Below are 17,582 nucleotides of genomic sequence, written 5' to 3'. Positions count from 1 at the left end.
CAGGAGGCTCAGATTAACGGCAGCGTGCCAGTGCCCATTCTCCTTCTCTGGCGCTCACAACACAGTGATCGCCGGGTTTCTGGGTGAGAAACCAGCCCGAATCCCGGCTGCGACCTCGTCGAATCCTCTGGCCTGAATACCAGTTCAGGCTTGGTCGTTCGTCATATCCGTGCAACAGCAGTGGGCTGGCTGAACTGAGACGGCTGAGGCTGGCCACCGGACCCACGGGCCAACGCTCATTGAGTTCCCAGAGCCAGAGGGGTGAACTGAACAACAGGGAGAGAGCCAGCACGCTGCCGCACACCATGCTGATCAGACCGTGCCGTCGTTGCCGCTGCTGCCCTGATCGCAGCCACCAGCCGCCGCATCCCCAGCCCACCCCGGCTGCAGCGGCCAGCCAGCGATACGGCGCCAGTTGGGTGCCGACAGCCGTGAAGCTCACAACCGTTGCGCCCAAGAGAAGGAGTCCCAGCAGCATCCAGATCGATGGAATACGCAGCAGCCACCAACGCAGGGGAATGCTCGGATCGCGGCGCTCCACCAACCAGACGAGCAGGGGTGCATTGATCAGGGCGAATGGCAACCAGAGCGGATGGCTGTACCAGGGCAACTGTGTTTTCAGCGGCAGGATGGCGGCGGCCAGAACCGCCAGGGTGGCCAGGCACCAACGTCCCCAACGCTCCTGGCGCTGCTGCCAGGCCCACCAAAGCCCGGGGGCCAGCAGCAGCAGCCATGGCCATCCCCCTTCGAGCAGCTCGATCAGCGGCACGCGCCAGCGCAGGTCGCTGCCTTCCCCCGCATCAAGCAGAACCCGGCCGGCACCATCGCCGCCCCACATCCACAGAGCCTGGGTTCCTCGGATGTGGGCATGCCAGAGATGCCAGCTGATGCCAGGCAGCAAACCAAGCGCCATGCCGCTGACGGCTGCGCGGCAACGCCAGCGCTGCCATTCCCATCCCCAGGCCACAGCAGCCATGGCGGCAGCGGCGCTTGGAATCAGCAGCGGTGCCTTCAGCAGAAGCAAGGCGGACCCCATCAGCCCTGCCGTCAGCCCCCAGCGGCGATCGTTCCGATCACCCCGCAGGCTGGCCACGGCCAGCCAGAGCAAGGCCATCGCAGACAGCTGGCTGCCATCAAGCATCGCCAGACGTCCATGGCGGGCGATCGGCAGCAGTGTGAGCAGCAGGAGACTGGTGGCAAGGCAGTCGCTTCGCTCGCCCTGACGGAGCCGCCACTGCAGCAGGCCGCCAAGGGGAACCACAAGGCTCGAGAGCAATGCCGGCACCAGGCGCACCAGCCCCTCAGATGGACGTTGCTGCGTGTCGCTCCCCAGCCGAATCACCAAGCCGATCAGGCTGTGCAGGCCTGGTGCCTTGTTGAGGTAGGGCTCTCCCCAGAGGGTTGGCAACAGCACCGCTTCTCCCTGCCCCTGGCTGAGCTCCAGGGCCACGCGAGCCACCGTTCCTTCATCAAAATCTCGGAGAGGGACATCGCCCAGTCCAATCAGAGCCATCCCAACCGCGACTCCCCAGATGGCCAGGAGACCGACCCATGGCAGCGCGGACTTGGATGGCATCGTTACCGCAGACACAGTCCGGTCTCGTTAATCTTGACGGGTAAAGGATGCAGCTCTGTGAACTGATGTTGGCCTCTGTGTCCATCCGTTCGAAGGCAGTGCCGGCATTCACAATCCTTCAGGAGGAGGTGTCCATGAGTTCCAGTTGTTTGACCCAGGGTCTGCTGATCGCGGAGAACGCCGGCTGAACGGCACCATCCTCTGACTGATCATCCGGTTCCGCGGCAAAAGCGGACCCGGCGAGAGCCCCCGGCCGGTTACCCGGTCGGGGGCATCGTTTTTAACTGCTCCCGAGGATCTCCCGGCATCGGTTGCGCCAGGAGATCATCCAAACGGGCCTCCAGCGTTGGAATGCGACGGCCGTTGCGTTCAAAAGCCAGGACACCATCCTCGAAAGCCTTCACCGCGTAGCTGTCGCGATGCTCTTGGATCCAGCGGCGGCTTTTCTTCAGTTGACGCCAGTCCCCCCGAAATGCTGCGCCGTATCGCTCCAGCAGATCCAGATCCACTGCAATCCAGTCAACCGGGCGCTCGTTTCCCTCTCGATCGAGGTAGGACGTTGTGAAAGGGAAGCGCACCAGCACTTGCCGGAGCGCCAGAAGGGGGACAAGAGGTGTGTTGGCAGCAGCGCTTGCATCGTTCGGGATCACAGCAAGCACGTCGCGGGCGGCCTGGCCATGGGCCCACTGCCGTTGCGGGGTGCTGTACACCCAGGGATCAATGCTGTCCGGAATCAGGAACGAGAGGCTGCGGTGAGGGTTGCTGCTGACGGTGAGCAGCAGAGACAACACCAGGCAGCAACCCCAGGCCAGCCGATGACGGCGTCCCGGGACTGGATCACGGCGTCGCTTCCACCAGAACAGGGCCCCCAGCGCAAAGCCTGGGACGACCAGCAGGGTGTAGCGGATAGTGATTGAAAGAGGATCGTTCGCCCCCTGGGCAAGAAACAGTCCCAGCAGAGAGGGGCCTGCCAGCAGCACCGTGTCGAAGCTCAGCAGGGGGACAAACAGGAAGGGGAGGCCATGACCCAGCAGATAGAGCAGGGTCTGTCCCGGCGGGTCGACCAGTTGTTGCAGCAGCAGCAGGGGCTGGCTCAGAATCCGCTGCACCACACCGAGACTGCTGCTGCCTTGGATCGGGTTGTCTCCGAGGTATTGACCGAAGTTCTCGACCATGAACCGCTTGGCGTTGTCGTCGGAGAACAGCGGCATCAGCACGTTCGTACTGAGCAGCACCCAACCTCCACCCCAGATCATCAAGGCCAGGCCCAGTGGCCAGCGATGCCGCTGACGCCACAGCATCCAGGCGCCGACGGCCACCAGAAGCACACCGGTGTCTTCGCGGATCCATGGAATCAGCAGTGCGCTGATGATCACCAGCCACCTGCGCCTTTCCAGCAGACCCAGCATCAGCGCGAACACCATGACGGGCAGCTGGCAGAGATCGCTGAAATTGCCGAGTGTCGGACCGATCAAGGCGTTGCCGCAGAAATACCCGTAAGCGATCCAGTTCGCTGTGCGTTCGGGGATCTGACGAATCGCCAGGCGATGAAGAACAAGCCCAGCTGCTGCGATCAGCCCCACCTGGACGATCGGCAGAGCAGCCCCTCCGATCAGGCCGAGCAGTGGAGCCCAGAGCAACAGCGTGGGGGTGAAGTGCTGACCGAGCCGCTCGTAGTCCACGGAGGGCAGTTCCCCGGCCTGGCCGACACTGGCTGACAACTGCGACGACAGGGTGCTTTCAAAGGGATGTCCCTGAAGGCTGTTCCACAGCACCTGCTGGAAGATTCCCTGGTCGTAACTGGCCAGCAGCACCTGAGACCGCCAGGCCTGGAGAATCAGCGCGGCAACGGCGAACAACCCAGCGGCGACAAGAACTCGGTGGTGTTGCTCCGGTTGCCTCTTGGAAGGATCGCCCAGCACGTCACGCGACATTGATCGTCTCCAGCTAAGACCCAATGCTCTGGCCAGGCCCCAATGTCGGATGAAAGAGGTCAGGAGAAGGGGCGGCCTGACCACACCTCTTGGCCTGTCAGGGCTTGAGCATCTTTCTGCACCCCAGGAGCTTGTATCAGGTCGAACTGATAAGAGTCTAAATGTATCCGTTGCTACTAGTCGAAGCCTTTACCGTCACATGTCCTGTTGGCTCACCACTATTCGCGATCCAGTCTCTATGTGGGCTAATCCGCCCTTTTTCCGTGTGAGGATCACCCATGAAGCTTTTCCAGCAACTGCTGGTGGCTCCGGCAGCTCTTGGCCTTCTGGCCCCTGTCGCCGCCCAGGCAGCCGACTTCAATGTCGATGCGATGTCCGAGTACTCCTCTACTAGCCGTAAGGAGCAGGTCACCAGCATCACCCAGTTCTCTGACGTCTACCCGACTGACTGGGCCTACCAGGCTCTCGCCAGCCTGATCGAGCGTTACGGCTGCGTCGCCGGTTACCCCAGCGGCACCTTCGGCGGCAACAGGGCCATGACCCGTTACGAGGCAGCTGCCCTTCTCAACGCCTGTCTCGACCGCATCACTGAGGTAACCGACGAACTGCGTCGCCTTATCAAGGAATTCGAAAAAGAACTCGCCATCATCCGTGGTCGCGTCGATGGCCTTGAGGCCCGCGTCGGTGAACTGGAAGCTGCCCAGTTCTCCACGACCACCAAATTGAATGGTTCCACCCACTGGGTGATCGGTGCCGCCAAGTATCACGGCGCTGGCAAAGATGACATTGCTGCCCTCTCAGGCGCAACCACCTTCAGTTACGACCTCCGTCTGGCTCTCGATACCAGCTTCACTGGTAAGGATTTGCTGAGAACGCGTCTGCGTTCCGGCAACATGAACAACATCTTCGGGGCCGCAGGTCCTGTTGGTCTGTTCGGTCAGGAGTACGGCGTTAACACCGAAAACGCTGTGTTCATCGATCGACTGTTCTATAGCTTCCCGATCGGCAGCGAGTTCACCATCGTCGGTGGCCCTGTCGTTCGTCAGGACGACATGCTGCCGGTGTGGCCCAGTGCCTATCCGTCTGACATGACGATGGACTTCTTCACCTATGCCGGTGCACCGGGTGCTTACAACCTGGCCCTCGGCGGTGGTGCTGGTGTCTATTGGCAGACCGACGGCGGTTTCAGCATCTCCACCAGCTACTTGTCCACGAACGCCGGCTTGGGTTGCCCCAATGCCAACACTGGATGTGAAAACGCCGGTGGTATCGCCACAGATGCGGCTGGTTCCAACGCAACCACCCAGATTGCTTATGCCCCTGACAACTGGGGTATCGCTGCTGCCTACACCAAGGCTTCCGGCGACAACGGAGTCGGTGTTTACGGCGGTAATGCCACCCCTGGGGCCGTTGATGTTGCCATGTCTGGCGTCACCAACTCCTACGGCCTGAGCGTCTGGTGGATGCCTGAGGAATCCGGTTGGATTCCTTCCATCAGTGGTGGTTGGGGCCTGACAGATATCCCCAGCAGCAACATCTCCGGCGTCAAGAGTGCCACGACTCAGTCCTGGTACGTCGGCCTTGAGTGGAGCGATGTGTTCCTGATGGGCAATTCCTTCGGTATTGCCGCTGGTCAGCCCACCTTCATCACGGATATCGATGCCAGAGACGGCTCTGACTTCGTAAGTGGTGGTGGTTACGCCTGGGAATTCTTCTACAAGTTCCAGGTCACCGACAACATCACTGTCACCCCGGCTGTTCACTACCTGAGCAAGCCCTTCCCCAACCAGTCCAGCGACAACACAACGACTGGCCTGAGTGGTCTTGTGAAGACAACATTCAAGTTCTGATTCTCACGAATCATTACTTGATTGTTTCGATCAAGTCCTCACACTAAATCCAACCCACTGCCTTTGGCAGTGGGTTTTTTTTGCCAAAAAGTGAATGAAATTCACTGATAAGTATGGACACAATAATGTCCGGACTCCTGTGCATTTCGTTTTCAAATCTGTAACTTAAATCAGGACTTTTAGTCCGTTTCCCTCAAGTCTGGTGTGAGGAATTCATGCAACTCTTCCGGCAGCTGCTGGTGGCTCCCGCTGCCATTGGCCTCCTTGCCCCTTTGGCTGTTGTCAACAGCCCTGCAGCCCATGCCGCAGATCTGAACATCAACAGCGTGTCCGACTACACGGACGTCGCCAACAGCGAAGAGCAGGTCACCAGCATCACCCAGTTCTCTGACGTCTACCCGACTGACTGGGCCTACCAGGCTCTCGCCAGCCTGATCGAGCGTTACGGCTGTGTTGCCGGTTACCCCAACGGCACCTTCGGCGGCAACCGGGCCATGACCCGTTACGAGGCAGCTGCCCTTCTCAACGCCTGTCTCGACCGCATCACTGAGGTCACCGACGAACTGCGTCGCCTGATCAAGGAATTCGAAAAGGAACTCGCCATCATCCGTGGTCGCGTCGATGGCCTCGAGGCCCGCGTCGGTGAACTGGAAGCCACCCAGTTCTCCACCACCACCAAGCTCAGCGGTTTCACCAACTTTGTTGCCGGTGCCACCAAGGCAAAGGGTGACAATTTCCGGTTTGAAAAAGGGGGGGTGGGAGCACGTGATGATTACAACAGATCCTGGGGTGCTTTCACCTTCAGTTACGACCTGCGCCTGAGCCTGAAAACGTCCTTCACGGGCAAGGATCTTCTGTTCACCCGTCTGCGTGCCGGCAACATGGGCCGAACGTCGACTTGGACTGGCGGCGGTGTTCTGATGAACACCCTGAACACAGCAGCTCCAGGCGGAAATGTTCTTGGGGTGGATCGTCTTTATTACCGCTTCCCCCTGGGCAGCAGTTTCACGATCCAGGCCGGTCCTCTCACCCGGAACACCGAGATGATGGGATACAAACCATCGGCCTATGCCAAGGGTGGCCAGACAGTTCTCGACTTCTTCGGCGGATCTCTCGGCGTTCCCGGCGTCTGGAACAAGGAGACCGGTGGTGGCTTCGGTGCCATCTACAGCAACAAGAGCAACGTCTCAAAGGGAGATCCCTACTGGACGCTCGCTGCCAACTATGTCGCTGACGCCGGAGAAGCCAGTGATGGCAATCCGACCACCGGCGGCATCATGACCGACAACTCCGAAGCGAACTTCACCTCTCAGATTGCCTACGGCAACAAGCAGTGGGGTCTTGCTCTCGGTTACCGCTATGGCCAGTGTGGAGCCAGGTTCAGAACAGCAACCGAGTACGCATTCTCCGAGTCCTTCGGCACCCCTTGCAGCGTCGCAACCGGAACTTTCATTGATGGCGATGGCGAAGAGCAGGACATCCTTGAGCGTTCCGGCGCGTCCAGCAACAGTTTCTCCTTCAACGCGTTCTGGCGTCCTGAGGATTCCGGCTGGATGCCATCAATCAGTGCAGGCCTTGGCAAGTCTTATCTGAATGGCAACAGCACCTGGGACGACTTCACCAGCAAGCGCGGCATGGCGAGCTGGATGGTCGGTCTCACCTGGACCGATGTTCTGATGAAGAGCAACGCTCTCGGCTACGCCGTGGGTCAGCCTCAGTTCGTCTATGACGACGAGGATTTTGTTGCCGATGGTGGTTATGCCATGGAGCTCTGGTACAAGTTCCAGGTCGCCGACAACATCTCTGTGACCCCCTCGGTGTACTGGCTGTCGCGCCCCTTGGGTGATTTCACTCAGAACTACAAGGGTGACTACAAGTCGTTCGGCGTTTTCGGTGGAGTGATTCAGACCGTCTTCAAGTTCTGATTGGCTGGCCTGACATTGTTTGGGCCTTTTGAACAATCGTCCTCCATAGATCCAGCCCTCCTGTATGGGGAGGGCTTTTATTCGAATTCTCATGACTCGTTCGGCAATCTGTTGATAGAAAAATGGTGAAGTGTATGATATTTATTTGTACTAAATTTAACTGATTACCTGCTCAAAGGATATTTTTTTGGATCAATATTGAGAAAGAATCTGTCACTTTTTGAAAGGCATCCAAGCTTCTCGCAAGGGAGACTTTAATTTCGATAGTCAGATTGATCAAGCCATTGGGGAGCAGATGAGCCTCTGTGTGCCCGCGATTCTTAACCCAACAGTTTTGTTCTCTTAATTTTTTTAAAACCCAACTCTACGATTCATCTTTAAAATTTCTGTACTGCAAAAGAAGCGATTGGCTTCTTGTCAGATTCTTTATTGACTTGTTGTTCGTGAAATTTTCTGGACCGAAATTATTGCAGGCTTTGTTGACTTTGCCTGTTGTCCTATTCCCATTTTTGTTCATTTCATCCGAGCTTGAAGCAGCGGATTTGGATATCGACTCTGTCTCTGATTACTCCGCCACGCTCGATCTGGAGCAGGCGAAACAACTGCTCCAGCAGGTGACAAGTGTTAATCAATTTAATGATGTTTACCCAACAGATTGGGCTTATCAGGCTTTGGTTCGTCTTGTAAAGACGTATGGATGTGTGGCTGGTTATCCCAATGGTAGTTTCCGAGGTTATATCCCCATTAAGCGTAATGAGGCGGCAGCGTTGTTGGCCTCCTGTCTCGGTAGAGTTAGTGAAATGACAGAGGAAGTTGAACGGCTAATCGAGGAATTCAAATCAGAACTCGAGTTTGTCGCTGGCAGCATCATGTTGTTGGAGGATCGAGTTGGTACCTTGGAGGCTAATCAATTCTCCACAACGACAAAGCTAAAAGGTAAAAGTGTGTTCACGATGGGTGCTACCAAGGCCTTCGGAACAGGTGAAGGTTCGAGATGTTATTGGGATTTTGATAAGAAATATAAAATGGTTACTATTGATGGCAATGAAACATCAATTGGAGAAACTGTTAATAGTCGATATTGGAAAAAGACCCGAAAAGCTTGGCTAACAGTTCATAATAAAGACGGCAGTTTCCGTAAAAAAGGAGGTCTCGAGGGCTTGCAGCTGCTTGAAGGAACCGGGCTTGAAAAGTACTACAAAGATGTGGATTCTCGGAAGCTCCGTCAGCGTAAGATCTTTAAAAAGGATGGCACAGGAGGTGCTGCTCGCTTACAACAACCAATATGGTACTTGGTCTTTCAACTACGAAAATAAAATCAACTTCAAGACAAGTTTTACTGGGAAAGATTTACTTTATGCAAGTTTTACTGCTGGCAACTTTTGCGATAGTTCTTTCGCAGGTGATGGTGTGGGTTTAGCAAAGCTTAGTACATCTCCATGTACGGATAATGCGTTAGGACTGGGGCGTCTTTACTATCGTTTCCCATATAAAAATGATGAATTGATTGATCACACCTTCACCTTCATTGCAGGGCCAATGGCAAGGAATACAGAATCTTTAGGAATTTGGCCTTCTGCATATAATTTAAGTGCAGATCGAATATTGGATTGGACATCCCTCGCTGGAGCTCCCAATGTTTATAACAAGGCAACGGGCCCTTTGTTTGGTCTCATTTATAAGCAGAAGAAAGAAGAGAAAGGGGACCCAGTATTTTCGTTCTCTGTTAATTATGTATCGTTGGCTGGTAGCGGCAACTCAAGTGATTCAACTGAAGGGGGTATGTTCACGGCAAATTCTCAGGCAAGTGTCTTGACTCAGGTGGGTTGGGGTGGCCCCGAATACGGTGCGGCTTTTGCTTACCGCTATGGTCAATGTGGGACAGGTAAAAGACGCGGAACCAACTTTCTGGCAGCTGAAGAATTCAATAATCAGTGCACCTATGACGTCTGGAATTGGGACAATGAACCGATTTATACGGGAGATTTTGTCGCAGAACGAGCTGATCGTTCATCTCATAACTTTGCAATCAGCGGTTATTGGGTTCCTGAAACGACAGGTTGGATCCCATCCATTTCGGCAAGCTATTCTGAAAGTCATGTCACCGGCAAGGGCTTCAAAAAGGGTTCGCCGATCTCCAGCAGTTCTTGGTTCCTAGGCTTAAAGTGTGAAGACGTCTTCGATCTAGGAAATGATTTGGGCTTCGCCATCGGACAGCCCAATCACGCGACAAATTTGAAAGGTGATTACGGGGTCTCCGATGGAAATTACCTGTTGGAAGTCTTTTCTTCATTCCAAGTTACCGATAATCTGATGGTGACGCCGGCTGTATTTTGGTTGACGCGTCCACTTGGGCAATTCACTGATAATTTCACCAACGATCAGGACCCGAGTAAGAAGAGTACTTTTGGAGTGTTTGGTGGTTTGATTCAATCCACCTTCAGGTTCTGATTTGACAGATCTCAGTTGATTCTGATCACTAAATAAACCACACCATAAATGTTGTGTATTGCGCCAATAGTCCCCAAAAGTTGTGCTCGTCGGTTTTCATGGAGGCTCAAATAACGGCCCAATAAAACTTGTTTGAAGCCAGTTCCATCGCCCTGATTTTCTCCTTGTTCGATCTCCTCCCGAGGCTTGTTGAAGTGCGGGTATTCCGCGTCAAGCTGGGTTATGCCCATCGCCACTGACATCACAGCTCTGATTGGTGGCACTCCGCTGGTGCGATTGAACCGCCTGCCCCAGGCCTGTGGCTGTCAGGCCGAGATCCTGGCCAAATTGGAGAGTTTCAATCCCTCGGCCTCGGTGAAGGACCGCATCGCCAGCGCCATGGTGCTGGAGGCGGAGCTGGCCGGCACGATCAGTCCCGGTCGCACCGTTCTGGTGGAACCCACCAGCGGCAACACCGGAATTGCCTTGGCCATGGTGGCGGCGGCCAGGGGCTACCGGCTGATCCTCACCATGCCGGATTCAATGAGCACTGAACGGCGAGCGATGTTGCGGGCCTATGGCGCCGAGCTGCAGCTCACCGACGGTGCCCAGGGAATGAATGGCGCCATTGCACTGGCCAGGGAACTGGTGGCGGAGATCCCCGAGGCCTATCTGCTTCAGCAGTTCGACAATCCAGCCAATCCAGCCGTGCATGAGAGCACCACGGCCGAGGAGATCTGGCGCGATACGGAAGGTCAGATCGATGCGTTTGTCGCCGGTGTGGGGACCGGAGGAACGATCACCGGTTGTGCCCGTTTGCTCAAGCAGCGGCAGCCGCAGCTTCAGGTGATTGCGGTGGAGCCAGCGGCCAGTGCCGTGTTGTCCGGTGGATCACCTGGCGCCCATCGCATCCAGGGGATCGGTGCCGGCTTTGTTCCCGCCGTCTTCAACAGGGAGTTCGTTGATGAGATCGTTCCCATCGACGATGACGCCGCCATGGAGATCGGGCGTCGATTGGCCCGTGAGGAAGGCCTGCTCTGCGGCGTCAGCAGTGGTGCAGCGGTTGCCGCCGCCCTGCGCATCGGACAGCGGCCGGAGATGGAGGGGAGGCGATTGGTGGTGGTGCTGGCCAGCTACGGCGAGCGCTACCTATCCACCCCCATGTTCAGTGCTGCATCCACCCTGCCCGCTCGACGGGATGGACAGCTGTGACGATGGGGTGAGTCTCCCCCGCTGATGACCGATCCTTACGCCACGCTGGGAGTGTCGAGCAGCGCCAGTGCTGCAGAGATCAAGGCTGCTTACCGACAGCTGGTCAAGCAGCACCATCCCGATGCGGGAGGGGATGACCAGCGCATGCTGGCTCTCAACGCGGCCTGGGAGGTTCTGGGCGATGCCGATCGCCGTCGCGCCTTCGATCGCCGACACACAACAGTCCCCCAGCGGAACGATGCGGGTGATCAGAATTTGCGTCGTGCCGGATCAGCGCGCGCGCGCGGGGTTGCGGCGGATGTGGCGTTGTCCGAATGGCTCAAGCGGGTCTATGCCCCGATCGACCGGCTGCTTGGGGAGGTGATCAATCCGTTTCCAGGGCAGCTCAAAGCGCTTTCCGCTGATCCTTACGACGATGCCTTGATGGAGGATTTCTGCAGCTATCTGGAGAAGAGTCTTCAGAAGCTGGATCGCGTCAAACAGCTGTTTCAATCGGTGCCGACTCCGGCGACGGCCCGGGGATTCGGGCTCAGTGTGTACCACTGTTTTTCGGAGCTGGAGGACGCCCTGCAGGAACTGGAGCGCTACACCATGGGCTATGTGGACAGCTACCTGCGCGACGGTCGCGAGATGCTGAGGGAGGCGAAGCAGCGTCGACAACGCCTCCAGGATGAGCGGCGTCGCCTCGAGATCTGATGAGGCTGCACTGGCGTTTCTGGGGCGCTCTCCTGCTGATCTGGTTGCTGTCCACGCTTGTGGATCGTCTCTGGTGGGAGTTGCAGACCGGTCTGCCCGCCTGGGATCAGGCTGATTATCTCAACAGCGCCATGGATCACGGTCGTGCCCTGGGTGTGCTGCCGGGAGGGCAATGGCAGGGCTGGGATGCCCTGTTGGATCTCTCCCCCAAGATTCCGCCGCTGGCGTCTCTGGTGAACGGCACGGTGATGGCCGTCAGTGGCGATGATCCCGCCGCGGCTGCCTGGAGCCTGAGCCTCTGGCATGGCCTGCTGCTGCTGGCCGTGGCGGGATGGGGGCGACAGCTGCATGGTCAGGGCCTGGCCCTGCTGGCCTGCCTGCTGACCGCCCTGGCCCCGGCCCTCCTCGATCTGCGCACCGACTACGTGCTGGAGATGCCTCTGGCGGCGGTGGGGACCCTGGCCCTCTGGCGTTTGGGCTGTTGGTGCGATCCCCAGCGTGGCGGTCGTTGGGGCCAGGCATGTCTCGCCACCGCCCTGGCTCTGGCGGCGGTGCTGGTGAAGCAGAGTGCCCTGCTGATGCTCACCCCGGCAGGGCTCTGGGCCGCAGCGATCGCGATCCGGCGAGGTCGTGCATGGTGGCGCCAGGCCCTGCTGCTGCCCCTCATGACAGGCCTGCTGATCGGCCCCTGGTTGCGTCACAACTGGATCACCAGCCTGGGGGGAACCAACCGTGCCGTCTTCGAATCCGCAGCCAGGGAGGGTGACCCCGGTGTGTTCAGCCTGGAGAGCTGGACCTGGTATCTGCGCCTGCTGCCGGAACAACTGGGTCCGGTTCTGCTGCTGATCGGTAGTTCCGGCTTGGTGCTCTGGTGGGTTCAGCGTCGATGGCCATCGCGTGATGACCCCTGGCACTGGCCCTGGCTGTTGATCAATCTTTTGGCGGCCTGGTTGTTGACCAGCCTCAGCCCCAACAAGAGCGACCGCTACATCACACCGCTTCTGCCCATGCTGCTGCTGCTGTTGGCCCGCGGCTGGTGGCAGTGGGGTGGCTGGCTTCATCAACAGAGAACCTGGCTGGCACCGGTTGCGCTGATCTCCGGCCTGATCGCCTGTCTGCCGGCGGGCTGGGCAGCCCAGCTGGAACGCTTCGAGGATCGGCCAAGGGGTCCCCTCGAGGAGCTGGTGCGTGCCGCTGGAGGTGGCCAGCCCGGACGATCCCCCCGCACCGTGATTGTGGTGCCGAGCACCTCGGATCTCAATCAGCACAACGTCAGTTACTACGGCCGTCGCCAGGGAGGGCAGCTTGTGGGGCGGCAGATGGGCAGCAGTCGCGCCGATCGCGAGCCAACCCTGCAGCGAGCGGAGTGGGTGGTTCTGGCGGAAGGGGATCAGGGTTCGGTGCGCAAGTCGGCCAGGCGTCTGGACATGGCTGTGCGTCAGAGCGGCGTGTTTGAGCAGGTGGGTCGTTTCTCCCGCCCGGAAGGGGGGAGCTACTCCCTGTGGCGACGCCAGAACGATCAACCGGTGCTGGCTGAATTCGCCTCTGCGTTTCCCAGGCTTGCCTCTGGACTGGCCGCTGGCCCGTCAGGCCTGGAGCCCGTTTTTGAAGCGGTTGGCCAGGAGCACATGCTCGATGGCCACTTCGGGTACCGCGAGGAGGTCCGCCGTGAGGCTGAACGGCAGCTGCAGCAGTCTCCTCAGGATCCTGGTCCCCATTGGACGCTGGCGCTCCTTGCAGTCCTCGCCAATCGTCCGAGGGAAGCGGCTCGCCATTTCGCATCCCTGCAGACCCTGCTGCCTGACAACCCATGGCCAGCGGCGTATCGCAGTGTGGTGACCCTGGCCGGCTGGAATCCCTGGACGGCTTCCGCTGTGGCGGATGCGGCCCATGCCCGCATGCCGAATCCACTGCTTCTGGCCCTCGCTGATCTCAGTGGTGTCGTCGGTGGAGCGCTCTGGCGGATCCCCTCCGCGCTCGAGTCGGTGCCCCTGGCCATCGATCAGGTGGAGGAGGCGTTACGGGCAGGAGATCAGGAGCAGGCTTCGAGCTGATCCATCCGTAACCACACATCGGGAACGGGGCGGTTCCAGCGCACCTGGCCGTAGTCGCCGTTGACAACCAGCAGTTCTCCCGGCCCTTCGAAGATGTAGGCAGGGGCCACGGGATCACTCGCGGACGCTTCCAGGCTGTTCTGGTAAGCCTCCCGGTTGACCCGCACGAGCGCACCTTTTCTGAGAGCCGCCGGTTTGGCCTTCGCGGCGGGGGCAGCGTCGGTTTCGGCCATCACGAGTCGAGCAAGGTCCTGCAGGCTAGAACCTGCAGATGTGTTCCCCTGAAGTCTTGTGCAGGAGCCGGTCGCCCTCTACCTGATGGCCTTTGGAGGGCTGTTGCTGGCGGCGGTCCTGCTGGATGATCTCGCCGATCGCGTCAAATTGCCGGGCATTCTTCTGGTGCTGGCTCTGGGATTGCTGGTCGACAACGACATGCGCGCTGCCGGTGAGCCGCTGCTGTCCCTCCCCCGCGCCAACAACATCACCCAGGCCGCCCTGGTGTTGGTGCTGTTTTTCGGAGGACTCACCACAAACTGGAGTCGGATGAAGGCGGTGGTCAAGCCCTCGGCGCTGCTGGCCACGGTGGGGGTTCTGATCACAGCGGCGCTGTTGACCCTGATCGGCATTGGAATCCTTGTCCTGGAAGGTGACTGGAAGCCGGCGTTGATGGCTAAGGTGCTGTTCGTCGGTGCGATGTTCAGCAGCACCGATGCCTCAGCCGCGCTCTCTCTGTTGCGGCCGCTTGCCGGCCGCATGCCGCAAAAGGTTCTCGATCTGATCGAGATGGAATCCACCATCAACGACCCGATGGCGGTTGTGCTAGCCGGTCTGGCCCTCGCCCTCGCCGGAGGGGAGGGCGTGGCCACCGCTGATCTGGTCACGGACGTGGTGCGTCAGTTTCTGCTGGGTGGCCTGCTGGGATTCATCGGCGGCAGTGTGATCTCCCAGCTGCTGATGGGCAGCACCTCCCTCACCCGGGGCTCCATGCTCCCGGTCGTCAGCCTGGCGCTGTTGCTGGTGCTCTCGGGTGGAACCACGGTTCTGGGAGGCAGTCCGCTGCTGGCGGCTTATGTGGCTGGATTGGTGCTCGGCAATGGCCATGCGGCTGATCAGGACGTTTTGGAGGAGGCCCATTCGAGCTTCGCCAAGATGGCTGAGCTGATGCTGTTTCTCTGTCTCGGCCTGGTCGTCGCCCCACAGGATGTGGTGCGGGCAGGGGCCTGGGCTCTGCTGTTGTTCATGGCCATGCAGGTGGTGCGTTGGCTGATGGTGCAGGTCCTGCTGCTGCGCAGTGAGTTCCAGTGGAATGAACGAAGTTTCATCTGCTGGACGGGATTGCGAGGCGCTGTACCGATTGCCATGGCCATTCAGGCCTGGGCTTCGCCCGCCAGCTGGGGACAGTTGATGCCACCGCTGGCCCTCTCGGTGGTTCTGTTCGGGTTGTTGATTCAGGGCTTCGCCCTGGTCCCGATTGCCCATCGCCTGGGCGTGGTCTCGAAACCGGAGCCGACCGAGCCCTCTTAGCCTCGCCGGGACATTCGTTACCGCCTGATGCGCCTGCTGCTTCTCGGTTGCACCGGTTTTGTCGGCCGGGAGTTGGTGCCTCTGCTGCTGGAGGCAGGGCATCAGCTGAGCCTGGTGAGTCGTCGCCTGCCCCGTGGGTTTGAATCAGAACGAGCGGATGGCCGGCTGGAGTGGCTGCAGCTCGATCCCTCCAGGTCCCAGTCCTGGCAGGTGTCTGAGTTGAAAGAAGCTCTGCAGCAGGCCGATGGTGTGGTGAATCTGGCCGGGGAACCCATCGCGGAAAAGCGCTGGACCCCGGCCCATCGCCAGCTCCTGGAAACCAGCCGTCTGGAGACCACACGGCTGCTGGTGGAGGCGATCAGCGCCAGCCCAGCACCACCGTCAGTGTTGGTGAATGCTTCAGCGGTTGGTTTCTACGGCACCAGCAGCAGTGCCCGATTCAAGGAGTCCAGCGCCCCTGGCGACGATTTCCTGGCCTCGCTCTGCGCCCGTTGGGAGGCAGCGGCAATGACAGTACCATCATCCACCCGTCAGCTGACGGTGCGCATCGGCATCGTCCTGGCCCCGGACGGTGGTGCTCTGGGCAAGATGCTGCCGGTGTTCCGAGCTGGTTTTGGTGGGCCGATCGGCGATGGCCGGCAGTGGATGAGCTGGATTCATCGCAGTGATCTCTGCGATCTCATCATTCAGGCCCTCACGGATGAACGCTGGACCGGTGTGGTGAATGGTGTGGCGCCTGAGCCCGTGACCATGGCAGCTTTTTCGAAGCAGCTGGGTCGCAGCCTGGGGCGTCCCAGCTTGCTGCCCGTGCCTGCAGCTGTGCTTCAGGTGCTCCTTGGTGACGGTGCCAAGGTTGTTCTGGAGGGGCAGCAGGTCGATTCGGAACGCCTGCAGGAGCTGGGCTTCAGCTTTCGCTATCCCGATCTGCCATCGGCCCTTTCCGCTGCCACCAGCTGAGAATGCCACTGATCAGCGCCGCCATGATCAGCAGGCTGATGGCTGGTGTGAACAGGGGCTGCCAGAGCTGCTGAAACCAGTCCATCGGTCTGGGCTGTCCCTGGGTCTGTGCCACCACAGCCACGCCGAAGAAGCCGGCCCCTGCGAACACCAGCAGCACATTGAGCATCAGCAGCCGATCGAGCCAGCGCTTCCAGACCGGTTCTTCGGGAGCAGGCATCAGGATTCCGGCCGTGCCACAGCACTGATCAGCTCAGCCATTCTCAGTCCACCGCCGGCGCAACCGAGCCGTCGTTTGGCCTCATCACGGCATTGTCGTTGCAACGTTGCGTCCGTTCGGCTGCGTTCAAGAACCGCCATGGCCAGGTTGGCCGAGTCCTTCAGATTGCTGCTGCTGCCCGCTTCTCCGCCGGCGCAGAACACCGTCGGGCCGAGCAGACGCCGTTGCGCTTCGGCGAACGCCGCCGTGAACTGGGGGCCATGGCCTGGCAACTGCAGCACCGGCTTGGCCAGGCCGACCGCCTGCTCTGCGGCCGTGCCTGCCATACAGATCAGAAGATCGCTCTGCTGGAGCACCGCTTGAAACGCATCGCGTCGCACCTGGATGCTCAGACCGCTGTCATGCACCAGGGCCTCTGCCTGCAGTCGCCAGCCCACGCCTTCGGCCAGTGCCATCAGATCAGCGTCCCCGAGGGATGACACCAGAGCCAGATCAAGACCCACTTCCGCGCTCCCCTGCAGATTCTCCACCAGCTTCAGCAGCAGTCGCAGGTTGTCCTCAAGCTCCGGTCTGCGGCTGCCGGGCAGCAGACCGATCCGCGGCTTGATCGCGGCAACTCTGTCCGTTGCTGTCAGGACGTGGTCCATGAAGGGGTTGCCGACGAACGTCACGGAGCGCCCCAGCTGTTGACTGAGATCGTCAGCGGTCAGTTGATCACGGCTGCATACAAGCCGAAATCGTGGGCTCGCCAGGAGCTCTGCGCAGGGCCAAGGGAGCCTGAGGCGCCCTTCGTAATGGCTCGAATAAGCCACCAGGTAGGTCGCCACAGGTCGCTGTGCCAGCCAGGCGGCGATGACCGGGATCACATCGCCCACCACCACGACCAGCTCGAACCGCTGGGCTTGCCGAAGCAGGCGAAGCAGCTGCCGCAGCAGATAGATCACCTGACCCTGGACCAGCTCCGTCAGACGCCCTTTCAGACTCGTGTATCCGATCCCGCCCGTGCTGAATTCCCTTGTGCGTCCAAGCAGCGGGATACCCGCTTTCCTGTAAGCCTCACCGCGGCCAACAAGGGGCAGGGCTTCCACCGGATGGCCCAGGTCCCTGAGTGCTCGGCCCAGCAGGGCTCCCGAGAGATCCTCCCCATGGCCATTGCTCAGCAGCAGGATGGGCGCGGTCGATCGGTGCCGGAAGGCTGTCATTG

The 17,582-nt window shown here is 59.4% G+C and carries 15 protein-coding genes; 9 read left to right on the top strand and 6 right to left on the bottom strand.

Translation table 11 applies throughout. The features are described from left to right. Nucleotides 1-13 precede the first annotated feature (13 nt). Complete coding sequence (locus tag KR100_RS13400) at nucleotides 14-1,576, bottom strand: glycosyltransferase family 39 protein (protein ID WP_038547022.1); 1,563 nt, start codon at nucleotides 1,574-1,576, stop codon at nucleotides 14-16. Nucleotides 1,577-1,833: 257 nt separating this feature from the next. Continuing rightward, entirely contained in the window at nucleotides 1,834-3,510 is a 1,677-nt protein-coding gene (locus KR100_RS13395) for a DUF2079 domain-containing protein (protein WP_038547019.1), read from the bottom strand. A 278-nt stretch (nucleotides 3,511-3,788) separates the two neighbouring features. Between KR100_RS13395 and KR100_RS13390 the strand changes: the two genes are divergently transcribed. The 4 genes from KR100_RS13390 to KR100_RS16230 all read left to right on the top strand — a co-directional run bounded on the left by KR100_RS13390 (nucleotide 3,789) and on the right by KR100_RS16230 (nucleotide 9,736). After that, entirely contained in the window at nucleotides 3,789-5,360 is a 1,572-nt protein-coding gene (locus KR100_RS13390; RefSeq protein ID WP_038547016.1) for an iron uptake porin, read from the top strand. Between the two features lie 215 nt (nucleotides 5,361-5,575). Next, nucleotides 5,576-7,285 (top strand): iron uptake porin, encoded by a 1,710-nt coding sequence (locus KR100_RS13385; RefSeq protein WP_038547012.1) that lies wholly within the window; start codon nucleotides 5,576-5,578, stop codon nucleotides 7,283-7,285. Between the two features lie 443 nt (nucleotides 7,286-7,728). Then, nucleotides 7,729-8,601 (top strand): iron uptake porin, encoded by an 873-nt coding sequence (locus tag KR100_RS17085; RefSeq protein ID WP_369793801.1) that lies wholly within the window; start codon nucleotides 7,729-7,731, stop codon nucleotides 8,599-8,601. Next, nucleotides 8,534-9,736 (top strand): hypothetical protein, encoded by a 1,203-nt coding sequence (locus KR100_RS16230; RefSeq protein ID WP_156098127.1) that lies wholly within the window; start codon nucleotides 8,534-8,536, stop codon nucleotides 9,734-9,736. Before KR100_RS17085 ends, KR100_RS16230 begins: the two co-directional genes overlap by 68 nt. 11 nt (nucleotides 9,737-9,747) lie before the next feature. On the opposite strand, the gene KR100_RS13370 is transcribed toward KR100_RS16230, so the two are convergent. Beyond that, nucleotides 9,748-9,966, bottom strand: a complete 219-nt coding sequence (locus tag KR100_RS13370; protein WP_038547009.1) for a hypothetical protein — start codon at nucleotides 9,964-9,966, stop codon at nucleotides 9,748-9,750. Between KR100_RS13370 and cysK the strand changes: the two genes are divergently transcribed. The 3 genes from cysK to KR100_RS13355 are packed head-to-tail and all read left to right on the top strand — an operon-like array spanning nucleotide 9,959 to nucleotide 13,677. Then, on the top strand, nucleotides 9,959-10,927 hold the full coding sequence (gene cysK, locus KR100_RS13365) for a cysteine synthase A (RefSeq protein WP_038547006.1): 969 nt from the start codon (nucleotides 9,959-9,961) through the stop codon (nucleotides 10,925-10,927). The genes KR100_RS13370 and cysK overlap by 8 nt on opposite strands. Nucleotides 10,928-10,951: 24 nt before the next feature. Then, nucleotides 10,952-11,623: a J domain-containing protein gene (locus KR100_RS13360; RefSeq protein WP_038547003.1), complete on the top strand. Its 672-nt coding sequence runs from the start codon at nucleotides 10,952-10,954 to the stop codon at nucleotides 11,621-11,623. Next, complete coding sequence (locus KR100_RS13355) at nucleotides 11,623-13,677, top strand: glycosyltransferase family 39 protein (RefSeq protein ID WP_038546998.1); 2,055 nt, start codon at nucleotides 11,623-11,625, stop codon at nucleotides 13,675-13,677. Before KR100_RS13360 ends, KR100_RS13355 begins: the two co-directional genes overlap by 1 nt. Here the strand turns inward: KR100_RS13355 and KR100_RS13350 are convergent. Then, a complete protein-coding gene (locus tag KR100_RS13350; RefSeq protein WP_038546995.1) occupies nucleotides 13,656-13,910 on the bottom strand; it encodes an NAD(P)H-quinone oxidoreductase subunit O in 255 nt (84 codons plus the stop codon). The genes KR100_RS13355 and KR100_RS13350 overlap by 22 nt on opposite strands. A gap of 58 nt (nucleotides 13,911-13,968) precedes the next feature. Between KR100_RS13350 and KR100_RS13345 the strand changes: the two genes are divergently transcribed. Both KR100_RS13345 and KR100_RS13340 read left to right on the top strand, forming a co-directional pair. Next, nucleotides 13,969-15,201: a cation:proton antiporter gene (locus KR100_RS13345; RefSeq protein WP_239420349.1), complete on the top strand. Its 1,233-nt coding sequence runs from the start codon at nucleotides 13,969-13,971 to the stop codon at nucleotides 15,199-15,201. 27 nt (nucleotides 15,202-15,228) lie between these two features. Continuing rightward, entirely contained in the window at nucleotides 15,229-16,158 is a 930-nt protein-coding gene (locus KR100_RS13340; protein WP_038546992.1) for a TIGR01777 family oxidoreductase, read from the top strand. Here the strand turns inward: KR100_RS13340 and KR100_RS13335 are convergent. Together KR100_RS13335 and KR100_RS13330 are read right to left on the bottom strand one after the other, a co-directional pair. Then, nucleotides 16,106-16,378 (bottom strand): hypothetical protein, encoded by a 273-nt coding sequence (locus KR100_RS13335; protein ID WP_038546989.1) that lies wholly within the window; start codon nucleotides 16,376-16,378, stop codon nucleotides 16,106-16,108. The genes KR100_RS13340 and KR100_RS13335 overlap by 53 nt on opposite strands. Beyond that, entirely contained in the window at nucleotides 16,378-17,580 is a 1,203-nt protein-coding gene (locus KR100_RS13330) for a lipid-A-disaccharide synthase-related protein (RefSeq protein ID WP_038546985.1), read from the bottom strand. Before KR100_RS13330 ends, KR100_RS13335 begins: the two co-directional genes overlap by 1 nt. Nucleotides 17,581-17,582 lie beyond the last annotated feature (2 nt).

The sequence above is a fragment of the Synechococcus sp. KORDI-100 genome, assembly GCF_000737535.1.
GTDB lineage: Bacteria > Cyanobacteriota > Cyanobacteriia > PCC-6307 > Cyanobiaceae > Parasynechococcus.
This window is presented reverse-complemented; position numbering and strand designations above follow the sequence as displayed.

What these genes read in the sequence shown, in the direction of transcription:
- KR100_RS13400 (WP_038547022.1), bottom strand. Translation starts at nt 1,576, where the DNA reads ATGCCATCCAAGTCCGCGCTGCCATGGGTCGGTCTCCTGGCCATCTGG.
- KR100_RS13395 (WP_038547019.1), bottom strand. Translation starts at nt 3,510, where the DNA reads ATGTCGCGTGACGTGCTGGGCGATCCTTCCAAGAGGCAACCGGAGCAA.
- KR100_RS13390 (WP_038547016.1), top strand. Translation starts at nt 3,789, where the DNA reads ATGAAGCTTTTCCAGCAACTGCTGGTGGCTCCGGCAGCTCTTGGCCTT.
- KR100_RS13385 (WP_038547012.1), top strand. Translation starts at nt 5,576, where the DNA reads ATGCAACTCTTCCGGCAGCTGCTGGTGGCTCCCGCTGCCATTGGCCTC.
- KR100_RS16230 (WP_156098127.1), top strand. Translation starts at nt 8,534, where the DNA reads ATGGCACAGGAGGTGCTGCTCGCTTACAACAACCAATATGGTACTTGG.
- cysK (WP_038547006.1), top strand. Translation starts at nt 9,959, where the DNA reads ATGCCCATCGCCACTGACATCACAGCTCTGATTGGTGGCACTCCGCTG.
- KR100_RS13370 (WP_038547009.1), bottom strand. Translation starts at nt 9,966, where the DNA reads ATGGGCATAACCCAGCTTGACGCGGAATACCCGCACTTCAACAAGCCT.
- KR100_RS13360 (WP_038547003.1), top strand. Translation starts at nt 10,952, where the DNA reads ATGACCGATCCTTACGCCACGCTGGGAGTGTCGAGCAGCGCCAGTGCT.
- KR100_RS13355 (WP_038546998.1), top strand. Translation starts at nt 11,623, where the DNA reads ATGAGGCTGCACTGGCGTTTCTGGGGCGCTCTCCTGCTGATCTGGTTG.
- KR100_RS13350 (WP_038546995.1), bottom strand. Translation starts at nt 13,910, where the DNA reads ATGGCCGAAACCGACGCTGCCCCCGCCGCGAAGGCCAAACCGGCGGCT.
- KR100_RS13340 (WP_038546992.1), top strand. Translation starts at nt 15,229, where the DNA reads ATGCGCCTGCTGCTTCTCGGTTGCACCGGTTTTGTCGGCCGGGAGTTG.
- KR100_RS13335 (WP_038546989.1), bottom strand. Translation starts at nt 16,378, where the DNA reads ATGCCTGCTCCCGAAGAACCGGTCTGGAAGCGCTGGCTCGATCGGCTG.
- KR100_RS13330 (WP_038546985.1), bottom strand. Translation starts at nt 17,580, where the DNA reads ATGACAGCCTTCCGGCACCGATCGACCGCGCCCATCCTGCTGCTGAGC.